Here is a 12,295-nt window from a genome sequence, read left to right on the forward strand (position 1 = left end):
AGATTCATTTTGTGTGAATACTTGAAGTTCGTGGCTTTTTAAATCTAAAAAATAAAGACAACAATTCTAAAACTGAAATACAGATGACATTTACTGCAATAGATTTTGAAACTGCGACGGCATTCCATCCTTGCTCCGTGGGTATTGTTACAGTAGAAAACGGAATAATTGTAGATGAGTTTGTTACTTTAATCAAACCACCTAATAATATTTATTCTCCCTTTACAATTCAGGTGCACGGCATATACCCGCGAGACACGGTAAATGCAAAGTCATTCTTACAAGTATTTCCTGAAATACAAAAACGACTTCAAAATAGAGTAGTTGTTGCGCATAATGAAAGTTTTGACAGGAATGTCCTGGCTAAATCCATGGCGTTATATAATTTAAATTATGAAGATTTGAATATTGGTTCCCGCTGGCAATGCACTGTCAAAATTTACAAAGCCAAAGGCTTGAAGCCAACAAAATTGAGTGACTGCTGCCGTGAGATGAAGATCGCGTTAAATCACCATGAAGCCTTATCAGACGCTAGGGCTTGTGCCAAACTATATATGTTGCGATAGTTGCAATTCAAATAAGTTGCAATTCAATTTGCTGATTTTTTACAAATGAATTAAGCTGTTCTTTTTTTTATTACTTTAGTTATTAAATAACAAGGTTTTACGATGAAAGAAGATTTTCTGCATTACCTCTGGAGATTTAAGAAGTTTGATACTCTTAATTTAAAAACTTCCAACAATGAGGATATTACAATTAGTAACGTTGGTCAGTACCTTGAGCTAGCCGGCCCTGATTTTTTCAATGCCCAGATAACCATTGGTAATCAGAAATGGGCTGGTAATGTTGAAATACATCTTAAGTCATCAGATTGGTATGTGCATCATCACGAAAAGGATGCTGCTTACGAAAACGTAATTCTTCATGTAGTTTGGGAACATGACACGGAGATTTTTAGAAAAAATAATGTCGAAATTCCTGTTTTAGAGCTCAAAAAATACGTCGATAACTCGGCATTGGTTAATTATGAGCTATTGATGACTCCAAAATCGTGGATTTATTGCGAAAAGGAGCTTAACAGCGTAGATGTTTTTGTGGTCAAGAATTGGCAAGAACGCTTGTTTTTTGAACGGCTGGAGCGGAAGTCAAAGCCCATTGAGGAATTGTTAGTACAAACTAATAATGATTGGGAAACCGTTTTGTTTATGCTTTTGGCAAAAAACTTTGGACTCAATACAAATGGGGATCTATTTTTTAAAATAGCCAATTCAATCCCTTTTTCAATTATTAGAAAAGAAAGTTTTGAGCAGGAGAATTTAGAGGCTTTATTGTTTGGAAATGCAGGTCTGTTGGATGAAGAAAAAGAAGATAATTACTATAAGGATTTGAAATTTAGGTTTAGCTACTTGTCACAGAAATATCAGATAGAAAGAAACTTATTTGAACCAGTTCAGTTTTTTAAGCATCGTCCGGATAATTTTCCCACAATTCGGCTTTCGCAGTTGGCAAGTTTATATCATTTTGAACAAAACCTATTTTCTAAAATAAGCGCGATTGAATCACTCTATTCGATTTATACGCTGTTTAAAGTTAGTACTTTGGATTATTGGCAAGATCATTATCAGTTTGATAAAAAAAGTCCTGCAAAGAAAAAAATGCTTTCTAAATCATTTGTCGATTTGATTGTCATCAATACTATAATTCCAATTTTATTTGCCTATGCAAAAAGTCAAGGGAAAGAAATTTCGGAAAACGTAATTGAATTGATAAATAAGATCTCTCCAGAGAAGAATGCGATTATAGATAAGTTTAGCTCTTTTGGGATAAAATCAGCAAACGCTTTTGAAACTCAATCATTGTTGCAGCTCAAAAACGAGTATTGCAATAAAAGTAAGTGTCTGGAATGTGCCATTGGAATGGAATTATTGAAGAATAATTAATAGAACGAGTCTATCATAAAATTCAGTATTTTTGCATATGCAAAAGATACAATCAAACAATAAGTTATCATCAGTTATAAAACTTAAATATTTCTTTGAGAAATATGGTTTTCACGTTTCTTCGCGATTAGCTGATAAATTAGGTATGCGGGTAACAAGTGTACGCCTATTTTTTATTTATATATCGTTTGTCACCGCGGGATTATGGTTTGGAGTGTATTTAACTCTAGCTTTCTGGATTAGACTTAAGGATTTGATTCGGGCAAAACGGACCTCGGTATTCGATTTATAGGGCTATTAAAAGGGTATAAAAAAAGGGACCATAAAGTAAATTGTTACTTTATGGTCCCTTTTTATGTTCTACTGAAAAATTATTTTTGAGGATTGTTCAATTTACTTTTTTTCTTGCCATATGCGAAATAAATAATAACTCCAAGTGCCATCCATATCACTAATCGAATCCAACTTTCGTAAGGAAGAGAGTACATTAAGTACAGACAAACCAATATACCTGCAATAGGTACATAGGGTACGAAAGGTGTTTTAAAAGCTCTAGGTGCGTCTGGCATTTTTTTACGCATTACCAAAATTCCGAAACAAACTAAAACGAATGCTAACAAAGTTCCGATACTTACCATATGTCCTAAATCACTTACAGGTACTAAACCAGCAAATATACTAACGAATCCCATGAAGAAAAGATTAGTTTTCCATGGCGTACGGAATTTTGCGTGAATTTCACTGAAAAAAGAAGGTAATAAACCATCGTTACTCATAGTGTAAAATACACGGCTTTGTCCCATAAGCATAACAAGCATCACTGAAGTATAACCTGCTAAAATAGCAACGATTAACCCAGTTTGAAGAAAGTCATATCCTGTTACTGCAAATGCAGTTGCAGCTGGCTTCGCGTCATTAGCAAATAAATAATAAGGTACAAGACCTGTCATAACGTGAGCAAACAAAACATATAGTATAGTACAGATCACTAGGGAACCTAGAATTCCAATCGGCATCCCTTTTTGAGGGTTTTTTGCTTCTTGAGCTGCAGTTGAAACCGCATCAAAACCAATAAAGGCAAAGAATACTGTTCCTGCTCCTGCAGCAATTCCTGACCATCCAAACTGACCTTTTATTCCTGTATTTTCTGGAATGTATGGAGAGTAATTAGCAGGGTCAATAAATTGCCAACCTACGATAATAAAAATAATAACAACAATAACCTTTAGGATTACCAAAATGTTGTTTATCGATGCAGATTCTTTTGTTCCTCTAATCAATAACAAGGAAAGTGAAGAAACTATTAATACAGCGGGAAGGTTGAAATATCCACCGTTTACAACTGTGCCATCACCTAATGTTAAGGTTTCCCAAGGGGAACATATAAAATTGGGGTTGAGATGTATTCCATATTTATTTAATAACTCAAGGAGGTATCGAGACCAACTAACTCCTACGGTTGCTGCCCCAAGTGCATATTCAAGCACTAAATCCCAACCAATAATCCAAGCCATAAATTCTCCCATAGTTGCGTAAGAATAGGTATACGCACTACCTGCTACAGGGATCATTGAGGCAAACTCTGCGTAACATAGTCCAGCAAATGCACATCCTATCGCTGCCAATATAAAGGATAAGGTTACTGCTGGTCCTGCATGCTCTGCAGCGGCTATTCCCGTTAGGGAGAATAATCCAGCCCCTATTATTGCGCCAACTCCTAGGGCTACAAGTGAGCCTGAAGATAATGTTCTTTTTAATCCTTTTTCGGATTCTGACGCTTCATTTAGTAAAACCGATAGTGGTTTTGTTTTCCAAATTGACATATATTTATTGGTTTTTTGTTATTAGTGCTCAAATGTATTATTTTTTACAAAATATAAAAATAATATTGCAACTAAATAAGAAAATAAAAGTGTTGCCAATGTGTAGTCTTATTCCGGATTTCGAAATATTATGGGAGTTAAATAACGATTTGCATCCTTATTGTTGAATTTTGCACGAATAATTATCATATTTATTTTTTAGTAACGTATTTTTTTGTCGGATTATTTTATAATTTTAGTGCTGAACTTTAAAAATGGGTACTGCTTAGGGATGTTTGAAGTGAGCATAGTTTTTCACAATTAATTTTGGTCGATATGGATTTCAAAAAAGCAGCTTTTTATTTTAAATTCTCGAAAAGTCAGCAAACTGGGATTTTGTTTCTCTTTGCTATCATTGTGATTTTTCAAGGAGTCTATTTTTTCGATAATGCTGATTCGGTTGAAAAAGATTCTCCCGAAAAACAGAAGTGGCTTTCCATGCAAGCTGAAATTGATTCCTTAAATCAATCAAATTCCAAAATCGTATCAAAAATTTATCCATATAACCCAAATTTCATTACGGATTATAAAGGTTATAAACTTGGTATGTCAGTTGAAGAGATAGATAGGCTTCTCGCATTTAGAAAAGAAAATAAATATGTGAATTCAGCAAATGAATTTCAGGCTGTAACCAATGTATCTGACTCCTTATTAAAAGTAATGGCAGTGGACTTTAAGTTTCCTGATTGGGTTAAAAATAGAGAAGCGTATAAAAAGAATGTGAATTATGAAAAAAAGGATTTTGTACAAAAACATGTGGTTGTGTTGTCTGATATCAATAAAGCAACTCAAGAAGATTTAATTAAAATATATGGCATTGGTGAGGTTATTTCGCTTAGAATTTTAAGGCTAAAGGAAAGTCTTGGTGGGTTTGTTTCTATGGAGCAGATGAAAGATGTTTGGGGGTTGTCAGCCGAGGTTATCGATAATCTTAATTCACATTTTAAGATCATGGCCGTGCCTAAAATAGACAAAATTGACATAAACAATGCCTCATTAAAGGAATTGGCAAAGTTTCCTTACTTTAAATATGGTGTAGCTAAATCAATTGTGACGTATAGAAGTATGAATGGGGATTTTAAGTCTTTTGAGGATTTGGCAAAAATTAACGATTTTCCTGTTGAAAAATTAAAAATAATAGAGTTATATTTGGCTTTTAATTAGAAGTACATAATAAAGGTTGTTTGTTTATTGGTTAATTGGCTTTGAAATGCTAGTGTGAGTAGTAGTAAACTTTCTATTCAACAGTAGCTCTATGAGCTTAAAAACTTTAATTTTGATTATTATAAAATAATTTACCTCGATTTATAAAAATAAATAAAAAAATATATTTACATGAATTCATTATATTTCACAGAAGAGCACCAGTCTTTTAGAGCGAGTTTGAAAGATTTTTTGCAAAAGGAAGTTGTACCTCATATTGAGAAATGGGAGAAAACGGGTACAATAGAACGTTTTATATGGAAGAAGTTTGGAGAAATGGGTTTTTTTGGAATTCCTTATCCTGAAGTTTACGGAGGGTTAAATTTAGATTTATTTTACACCGTTATTTTTTTAGAAGAACTTCAAAAAGTAAAATCTGCTGGTTTTGCAGCTGCAATGTGGGCGCATTCTTATTTAGCAATGACACATTTAAATGCGGAAGGCGATGAGCGTATTAAACAAGATTATTTAGTACCGAGTATTGCTGGTGATAAAATAGGTGCGTTATGTATTACGGAGCCTTTCGGCGGTAGTGATGTTGCGGCTATGCGTACCACAGCGATAAAAAAAGGAGATAAGTATATTATCAAAGGTTCTAAAACATTTATTACAAATGGTGTTTATGGTGATTATTATGTAGTTGCCGCAAAGACAAGTCCAGAGCTTGGAAACAAGGGGATAAGTATTTTTTTGGTAGATAGTAATCTTAAAGGAGTTTCTGCTGTAAAGCTGGATAAATTGGGTTGGAGAGCTTCAGATACTGGCGAAATTGCATTTGATGACGTAGAAATTCCTGTTGAAAATTTAATGGGCGAAGAAGGAAAGGGGTTTCCTTATATTATGCAGCATTTTGCTTTAGAACGCTTGATTATGGCTATAAATGCACATGCTAGAGCCGAGTATGCAATTGACTATGCGATAGATTATATGTCGCAACGAGAAGCATTTGGTAAAACAATAGATAAGTTCCAGGCTTTAAGACATAAATTAGTAGAGAACGCTACAGACGTAGAGCATTGTAAAGTGTTTAATTATTCAGCTGTTGCTAGGTTAGACAAAGGCGAGTATGTAGTAAAGGAAGCTACTATGGCCAAATTAAAATCGACTCAAGTAGCTGATGAGACAATTTACAGTTGCTTACAAATGTTAGGAGGATATGGTTACATGGAAGAATATCCGCTAGCGCGTTTATTTAGAGATAGCCGATTAGGGCCGATAGGTGGTGGAACATCAGAAATACTTAAGGAGATATTAGCGAAAATGATAATTGATAAACAAAATTATAAGCCAGCTGTGAAATAATGACTAGCGTATTTAAATGACTAAAAATCCTGTTTGTATTAAACAGGATTTTTTTTGTGATATTGAAAGCTGTAATAACTAGTTTTTGCTGGCCGAATTGATAATGTTTTTGGAAGCTAAATAATTTGTTACAACATAAAACAAGCTTGCTGAAAGAGTAAGTGATTCAAGTACAATCGAAAGTTACAATTATTTACGATTGTCGCTTTTTTCATTGATACCTTCAACTATAACCTCTTGGACAATTTCATGTTCTTCTTGTTCTAGAGTTTCTATTAAGTCTTGTTGTTCAGCTGTTTTTTTATTAATAAAAAACGTTGAATATATAGGGAAATGATCTGAATCAATGGTTTCTAGAGTTTTTAGCTCTTCGACAAAAATATCGGCTGTGTGAAACATTAAATCGATTGGGAATCTCAAAAACCAGTATTTTGTGTGGTAGCTTGAAATAAAGCCTCTTCCTATTCTGCCATCAATTGTTTCACTTGTTTTTCTGAATAGGATCGATGATTTTGCCCATGCCACATTATTAAAGTCTCCTAGTACTACAGTTGTATTTGCGTTTGCTTTTATTTTTTTTGCTACACTTAATAGCTCTCCGTCTCTTTCTTTTGAGTTCTCTTCCTCTGTTGGACTAGGAGGGGGAGGATGAATAGCAAAAAATGTAAAGTTAAAATTATCATTGGTTTTAATTTTAGCTTCTATACTGGGTAAATCATCGGCTACAAAATAGTGTACTTGATGTTCTGTCATCTGTAATTTAGAGTAAAAGTGCATGCCATAGGTATTGTTTAATCCTATTTTTATACTATATGGGTATTCTAAATCCAAAACCGAGAGTGCTTTTTCCCAGTTTTTATCGGACTCCATTGTTAAAAAAATATCAGGGCTGTATTTATGTATTAAATTGACGAATTTTTCATACTCTTTGTTTTCTTGAAAAACATTTGCAGATATAACTGTAATTTTCTTCGAAGAAATGTTGGAATGTTTCTTTTGATTTGTTTTGTAAAAAGAATTGTACTTGTAGAATGATTTTATATGTATTAAAACACTTATAAATGTCAGGGCTTGCAATATTTTTATCCAAATAGTAAAGTTATCGACTATTAATAAGCTTGAAATAAGCGTGGTTAATTGTAAAATTACGATTTGAATTTTACCGTATTCAAATATTCTAAAGAACCAATGTGTCAGTGGTAAGTTAGGTATAAAACTTATTATAAGTAATAGAGTTGAAATGATGATAAACCACATGTGTTGTTCTTTTTTTAGGTAAAAATAAAGAAAAATGATTGATCAATTACTTGTTAGTTCGTATTATTATCTTACTTTTGCACACTTAACGAAAGGGGGTGTCAAAATTATGTTAATTATACCAATTAAAGACGGAGAAAATATCGATAGAGCATTAAAGCGCTATAAAAGAAAATTTGATAAAACAGGAACTGTTCGTCAGTTACGTGCACGAACTGCTTTTATTAAGCCTTCTGTAAAAAATAGAATTAAAGTTCAAAAAGCAGCTTATATTCAAAACATGAAAGACAACTTAGAGAACTAAGTTATTTCTTTTCAGAATTAAATTCCGTTAGTCATTAAAGTTTCTTAACTTTGATGCTAACGGTTTTTTTATATGGTTACCACTACAGAAGCATTTATGGGTTATCTAAAGAGCGAGAAAAAGTATTCTCCTCATACGATAAATGCGTACCTGAATGACATAATTAACTTCCAGTCATTCAATAAAATTAATTTCGAACAAGATAATATAGAGCAGGTTAATTACAATCAGATTAGAACCTGGATTGTTTTTCTTGTGGATGGTGGTATTTCAAATGTCTCTGTAAACAGGAAAATAGCATCTTTGAAAGCTTTTTATAAATTTCTGTTGAAAATTAAACAAATAGATGTTAATCCGCTGTTAAAGCATAAGGCCTTGAAGATTTCAAAGAAACTTCAGACACCTTTTTCGGAAAAAGAAGTCGCTGAGGTGTTTGTTAGGATGCAGGAGGCGTATGGCTTTGAGGAAGTGAGAAATAAATTAATAATAGATTTGTTTTATACCACAGGGATACGTAGAACAGAGCTCATTCATTTGAAAGCTGCTGATGTTGATTTGTCAAAGAATACGATAAAGGTCTTGGGTAAAAGAAATAAAGAGCGCATTCTTCCTCTTTTGCCGGTTATTAAAGAACAGTTCTTGTTGTATATCGGTGAGCAGTCTTCTTTGGAATGTATTCGGGATATTGAGTTTTTGTTTTTGTCAAAAAAAGGGGTAAAATTAAATGATTCTTTTGTGTATCGATTAATAAATTCTTACTTTAGTACGGTCTCTGAAAAAGTAAAAAAGAGTCCGCATATTCTGCGGCATACGTTTGCGACTCATTTATTAAATAACGGGGCTGATTTAAATTCAGTGAAAGAATTGTTAGGACATTCTAGTTTGGCATCAACGCAAATTTACACACACAGTAGTTTGTCTGAGTTGAAAAAGGTTTATGAAGACGCTCATCCAAGGAATAAATAACAATTCGTAAAATCTTTAACCATTAAAAAAAATTGATTATGAAGGTAAATGTTCATGCGGTTAACTTTGCTGTTGACGGAAAATTAGTAGATTATATTCAAGAGCGAATGGATAAATTAGAGAAGTATTACGATAAGGTAGTTTCTTCAGATGTTTATTTGAAAGTTGAAAAAACAAGTGATAAAGAAAATAAGATCGTTGAGGTCAAGGTTAATGTGCCTGGCGATGATTTTGTAGTTAAAAAACAATGTAAGACTTTTGAAGAGGCGATGGAGTTGTCGGCGGAATCATTGGAGAGATTGCTGGTTAAAAGGAAGGAAAAGATACGAGCGCACATATAATATTAAATTTTTTTTAAAAAATGTTTTGATTGAGAGATAAAATCTCTACATTTGCAGTCCGTTAGAAATAGCGGACTTTTTTTATTGAAAATGCCAGCGTAGCTCAGTTGGCTAGAGCAGCTGATTTGTAATCAGCAGGTCGTGGGTTCGAGTCCCTCCGCCGGCTCTGGAAAAGCAATAATATTGCATTTGGCTAAAGGCGATGTTAGAAATAAAAAAAGAGGGGAGATACTCAAGCGGCCAACGAGGGCAGACTGTAAATCTGCTGACTACGTCTTCGCAGGTTCGAATCCTGCTCTCCCCACGAGAATTAATTTAAGATTGTAGATTTTAGGTTGGAGATTGAAAAATCTAAAATTGAAAGTCTAAACTCTTTAAGAAAGGATTCTGCCGACTTAGCTCAGAGGTAGAGTGCTTCCTTGGTAAGGAAGAGGTCACGGGTTCAATTCCCGTAGTTGGCTCAAGTAAGTAGGAAATTGAAATAAATATATAACTAGATTAAAAATTAAGTAAAATGGCAAAAGAAACCTTTAACCGTTCGAAACCACACTTAAATATTGGTACGATCGGACACGTAGATCACGGTAAAACTACTTTAACAGCAGCAATCACAAAAGTGTTATCTGATGCTGGTTACTGTCAAGCAAAATCATTTGATCAAATTGATAATGCTCCTGAAGAAAAAGAAAGAGGTATTACAATTAATACATCTCACGTTGAGTATGAAACAGCTAATCGTCATTACGCTCACGTTGACTGTCCTGGTCACGCGGATTACGTAAAGAACATGGTAACTGGAGCTGCTCAAATGGATGGTGCTATTCTTGTTGTTGCTGCAACTGACGGACCAATGCCACAAACACGTGAGCATATCCTTTTAGGTCGTCAAGTAGGTATTCCTAGAATGGTTGTATTCATGAATAAAGTGGATATGGTTGATGATGAGGAGTTACTTGAATTAGTAGAAATGGAAATTAGAGACTTATTGTCTTTCTATGAGTACGATGGTGATAACTGTCCAGTTATTCAAGGTTCTGCTTTGGGTGGATTGAACAATGATCCAGCATGGGTTCCTAAAATTCTTGAATTGATGGAAGCTGTTGATGCTTGGATCGAAGAGCCAATCAGAGATACTGATAAGCCTTTCTTGATGCCTGTTGAAGATGTATTCTCAATTACTGGTCGTGGAACTGTTGCTACAGGTCGTATCGAAACTGGTATTGCTAATACAGGTGATGCTGTTGAGATCATTGGTATGGGAGCTGAAAAATTGACTTCTACTATTACAGGAGTTGAGATGTTCCGTAAAATCCTTGATAGAGGAGAAGCTGGTGATAACGTAGGTATTCTTTTAAGAGGTGTTCAAAAAGAAGACATCAAAAGAGGAATGGTTATTGTTAAGCCAGGATCAGTAAAACCACATGCTACTTTTAAAGCAGAGGTTTATATCTTGAAAAAAGAAGAAGGTGGACGTCATACTCCATTTCATAACAACTACCGTCCACAGTTCTACGTACGTACAACTGATGTAACAGGAGTTATTACTTTGCCAGAAGGTGTAGAGATGGTAATGCCAGGGGACAACTTAACTATTAATGTAGCTTTGTTAAGCCCAATTGCAATGAATGTTGGATTACGTTTTGCTATCCGTGAAGGTGGTAGAACTGTAGGTGCAGGTCAGGTAACTGAAATTGTAGCATAATTCTATAAAATAAATAGGAAACCAGTAACTCTTTATTTTGTTACTGGTTTTTAATAAACGGGCGTAGTTCAAGGGTAGAATAGCGGTCTCCAAAACCGTTGATGGGGGTTCGAATCCCTCCGCCCGTGCAAAAAAAATATATCATAATGGCAAAAATAGTTAGTTACATATCAGAATCATTTGAGGAATTAAAGTCAAACATGACTTGGCCAGTTTGGGCTGAGGTACAAAAACTTACGATTGTTGTTGCTATTTTCTCTGTTTTATTCGCTTTGGCAACATGGGGAGTAGATGAGTTTTTTGCAAAAGCATTAGCCGGATTTTTTAACTGGATAAAAGCTTAATTTTTGTGATGACGGACAATAATTTAAAAAAATGGTATGTCGTTCGAGCAGTGAGCGGACAAGAGAATAAAGTGAAAGCTTACATAGAAACCGAGATCTCTAGACTTGGGATGGGTGATCATGTTTCTCAAGTTCTTGTTCCTACTGAAAAAGTGGTGACTGTTAAGGATGGAAAAAAACTAATCAAGGAAAAAGTTTATTTCCCTGGTTATGTTATGATTGAAGCAAATCTGATTGGTGAAATACCTCATATTATTAAGTCTGTGACTAGTGTTATTGGTTTTTTAGGTGAAACTAAAGGTGGGGAACCAGTTCCTTTAAGACTGTCAGAAGTTAATAGAATGTTGGGTAAAGTAGATGAGTTGGCTGTGAATACAGATACTCATGCGATACCATTTAATATAGGTGAAACGATTAAGGTTATTGATGGTCCTTTCAACGGTTTCAATGGAACGGTTGAAAAAATCAATGAGGAAAAGCGTAAACTTGAAGTGATGGTGAAAATTTTCGGAAGAAAAACACCGTTGGAGTTAAGTTTTATGCAAGTTGAAAAAGTATAATATTTTGTTACATATAATATCCATTACAATCGCTTCCTAATGATTGTGATGTTAAATTTTTTAAAAAATGGCTAAAGAAATTAGTAAAGTAGTTAAACTACAAGTTAAGGGAGGTGCTGCGAATCCATCGCCACCGGTTGGACCTGCTTTAGGAGCTGCTGGTGTGAACATCATGGAGTTCTGTAAGCAATTTAATGCTAGAACTCAGGATAAAGCCGGCAAAATATGCCCAGTGCAAATTACTGTGTATAAAGACAAATCATTTGAATTTGTTGTTAAAACTCCGCCTGCAGCTGTTCAATTATTGGAAGCTGCAAAGCTAAAATCTGGTTCTGGTGAGCCTAATCGTAAAAAAGTAGCTAGTGTTACTTGGGAACAAATTAGAGCTATTGCTGAAGACAAGATGCCAGACTTAAACGCTTTCACTATGGAAGCTGCAATGAGTATGGTTGCTGGAACGGCTAGGTCTATGGGTATAACTGTATCAGGAGACTCTCCTTTTTAATTAAAAGAA

Annotated in this window: 14 protein-coding genes and 4 tRNA genes; 16 read left to right on the forward strand and 2 right to left on the reverse strand. The window is 34.4% G+C overall.

The features are described from left to right. The first annotated feature begins 83 nt into the window (after nt 1-83). The 3 genes from HJ01_RS07745 to HJ01_RS17880 all read left to right on the forward strand — a co-directional run bounded on the left by HJ01_RS07745 (nt 84) and on the right by HJ01_RS17880 (nt 2,232). Nucleotides 84-566 (forward strand): 3'-5' exonuclease, encoded by a 483-nt coding sequence (locus HJ01_RS07745; protein ID WP_007137801.1) that lies wholly within the window; start codon nt 84-86, stop codon nt 564-566. Between the two features lie 102 nt (nt 567-668). Then, the gene (locus HJ01_RS07750; protein WP_007137802.1) at nt 669-1,940 is read left to right on the forward strand and encodes a DUF2851 family protein; all 1,272 of its coding nucleotides are present in this window, start codon (nt 669-671) and stop codon (nt 1,938-1,940) included. A 37-nt stretch (nt 1,941-1,977) separates the two neighbouring features. Beyond that, nucleotides 1,978-2,232, forward strand: a complete 255-nt coding sequence (locus HJ01_RS17880) for a hypothetical protein (protein ID WP_040473784.1) — start codon at nt 1,978-1,980, stop codon at nt 2,230-2,232. 79 nt (nt 2,233-2,311) lie between these two features. Here HJ01_RS17880 and HJ01_RS07760 read toward each other — a convergent pair whose 3' ends face one another. Continuing rightward, nucleotides 2,312-3,763: an amino acid permease gene (locus tag HJ01_RS07760; protein ID WP_007137803.1), complete on the reverse strand. Its 1,452-nt coding sequence runs from the start codon at nt 3,761-3,763 to the stop codon at nt 2,312-2,314. A gap of 315 nt (nt 3,764-4,078) precedes the next feature. On the opposite strand from HJ01_RS07760, the gene HJ01_RS07765 reads away from it, so the two are divergent. Together HJ01_RS07765 and HJ01_RS07770 are read left to right on the forward strand one after the other, a co-directional pair. Beyond that, nucleotides 4,079-4,966 carry a ComEA family DNA-binding protein gene (locus HJ01_RS07765; RefSeq protein WP_007137804.1) on the forward strand — a complete coding sequence of 296 codons (888 nt, stop codon included), beginning with the start codon at nt 4,079-4,081 and terminating at the stop codon, nt 4,964-4,966. Nucleotides 4,967-5,137: 171 nt separating this feature from the next. Beyond that, complete coding sequence (locus HJ01_RS07770) at nt 5,138-6,307, forward strand: acyl-CoA dehydrogenase family protein (protein ID WP_007137805.1); 1,170 nt, start codon at nt 5,138-5,140, stop codon at nt 6,305-6,307. 189 nt (nt 6,308-6,496) lie between these two features. On the opposite strand, the gene HJ01_RS07775 is transcribed toward HJ01_RS07770, so the two are convergent. Next, nucleotides 6,497-7,564, reverse strand: coding sequence for an endonuclease/exonuclease/phosphatase family protein (locus HJ01_RS07775; protein WP_081478705.1), 1,068 nt, complete (start codon nt 7,562-7,564; stop codon nt 6,497-6,499). Nucleotides 7,565-7,673: 109 nt separating this feature from the next. On the opposite strand from HJ01_RS07775, the gene rpsU reads away from it, so the two are divergent. From rpsU to rplK, 11 genes are all read left to right on the forward strand, one after another. Then, nucleotides 7,674-7,868, forward strand: a complete 195-nt coding sequence (gene rpsU, locus HJ01_RS07780; protein ID WP_007137807.1) for a 30S ribosomal protein S21 — start codon at nt 7,674-7,676, stop codon at nt 7,866-7,868. 72 nt (nt 7,869-7,940) lie between these two features. Then, on the forward strand, nt 7,941-8,834 hold the full coding sequence (locus HJ01_RS07785) for a tyrosine-type recombinase/integrase (protein WP_040473785.1): 894 nt from the start codon (nt 7,941-7,943) through the stop codon (nt 8,832-8,834). Between the two features lie 38 nt (nt 8,835-8,872). After that, nucleotides 8,873-9,175 carry a ribosome hibernation-promoting factor, HPF/YfiA family gene (gene hpf, locus HJ01_RS07790; protein WP_007137809.1) on the forward strand — a complete coding sequence of 101 codons (303 nt, stop codon included), beginning with the start codon at nt 8,873-8,875 and terminating at the stop codon, nt 9,173-9,175. A 92-nt stretch (nt 9,176-9,267) separates the two neighbouring features. Continuing rightward, nucleotides 9,268-9,341 (forward strand) — tRNA-Thr (locus tag HJ01_RS07795). A 56-nt stretch (nt 9,342-9,397) separates the two neighbouring features. Further along, a tRNA-Tyr gene (locus HJ01_RS07800) sits at nt 9,398-9,479 on the forward strand. Between the two features lie 85 nt (nt 9,480-9,564). Next, nucleotides 9,565-9,636: transfer RNA gene (locus HJ01_RS07805), tRNA-Thr, on the forward strand. A gap of 53 nt (nt 9,637-9,689) precedes the next feature. Next, on the forward strand, nt 9,690-10,877 hold the full coding sequence (gene tuf / locus HJ01_RS07810; RefSeq protein WP_007137810.1) for an elongation factor Tu: 1,188 nt from the start codon (nt 9,690-9,692) through the stop codon (nt 10,875-10,877). A 57-nt stretch (nt 10,878-10,934) separates the two neighbouring features. Continuing rightward, a tRNA-Trp gene (locus HJ01_RS07815) sits at nt 10,935-11,005 on the forward strand. A gap of 18 nt (nt 11,006-11,023) precedes the next feature. Further along, nucleotides 11,024-11,221, forward strand: coding sequence for a preprotein translocase subunit SecE (locus HJ01_RS07820; protein ID WP_040473800.1), 198 nt, complete (start codon nt 11,024-11,026; stop codon nt 11,219-11,221). A gap of 8 nt (nt 11,222-11,229) precedes the next feature. Beyond that, complete coding sequence (gene nusG, locus HJ01_RS07825) at nt 11,230-11,781, forward strand: transcription termination/antitermination protein NusG (protein ID WP_007137812.1); 552 nt, start codon at nt 11,230-11,232, stop codon at nt 11,779-11,781. Between the two features lie 67 nt (nt 11,782-11,848). After that, nucleotides 11,849-12,286, forward strand: a complete 438-nt coding sequence (rplK, locus tag HJ01_RS07830) for a 50S ribosomal protein L11 (protein WP_007137813.1) — start codon at nt 11,849-11,851, stop codon at nt 12,284-12,286. The last annotated feature ends 9 nt before the right edge of the window (nt 12,287-12,295 follow it).

The organism is Flavobacterium frigoris PS1 (assembly GCF_000252125.1).
Lineage (GTDB): Bacteria > Bacteroidota > Bacteroidia > Flavobacteriales > Flavobacteriaceae > Flavobacterium > Flavobacterium frigoris_A.

Excerpts from the sequence above, each read along its gene's own strand:
- rpsU (WP_007137807.1), top strand. The coding sequence starts at position 7,674 with ATGTTAATTATACCAATTAAAGACGGAGAAAATATCGATAGAGCATTA.
- HJ01_RS07765 (WP_007137804.1), top strand. The coding sequence starts at position 4,079 with ATGGATTTCAAAAAAGCAGCTTTTTATTTTAAATTCTCGAAAAGTCAG.
- HJ01_RS17880 (WP_040473784.1), top strand. The coding sequence starts at position 1,978 with ATGCAAAAGATACAATCAAACAATAAGTTATCATCAGTTATAAAACTT.
- HJ01_RS07770 (WP_007137805.1), top strand. The coding sequence starts at position 5,138 with ATGAATTCATTATATTTCACAGAAGAGCACCAGTCTTTTAGAGCGAGT.
- HJ01_RS07775 (WP_081478705.1), bottom strand. The coding sequence starts at position 7,564 with ATGTGGTTTATCATCATTTCAACTCTATTACTTATAATAAGTTTTATA.
- HJ01_RS07745 (WP_007137801.1), top strand. The coding sequence starts at position 84 with ATGACATTTACTGCAATAGATTTTGAAACTGCGACGGCATTCCATCCT.
- HJ01_RS07760 (WP_007137803.1), bottom strand. The coding sequence starts at position 3,763 with ATGTCAATTTGGAAAACAAAACCACTATCGGTTTTACTAAATGAAGCG.
- hpf (WP_007137809.1), top strand. The coding sequence starts at position 8,873 with ATGAAGGTAAATGTTCATGCGGTTAACTTTGCTGTTGACGGAAAATTA.
- HJ01_RS07820 (WP_040473800.1), top strand. The coding sequence starts at position 11,024 with ATGGCAAAAATAGTTAGTTACATATCAGAATCATTTGAGGAATTAAAG.
- HJ01_RS07785 (WP_040473785.1), top strand. The coding sequence starts at position 7,941 with ATGGTTACCACTACAGAAGCATTTATGGGTTATCTAAAGAGCGAGAAA.
- rplK (WP_007137813.1), top strand. The coding sequence starts at position 11,849 with ATGGCTAAAGAAATTAGTAAAGTAGTTAAACTACAAGTTAAGGGAGGT.
- HJ01_RS07750 (WP_007137802.1), top strand. The coding sequence starts at position 669 with ATGAAAGAAGATTTTCTGCATTACCTCTGGAGATTTAAGAAGTTTGAT.
- nusG (WP_007137812.1), top strand. The coding sequence starts at position 11,230 with ATGACGGACAATAATTTAAAAAAATGGTATGTCGTTCGAGCAGTGAGC.
- tuf (WP_007137810.1), top strand. The coding sequence starts at position 9,690 with ATGGCAAAAGAAACCTTTAACCGTTCGAAACCACACTTAAATATTGGT.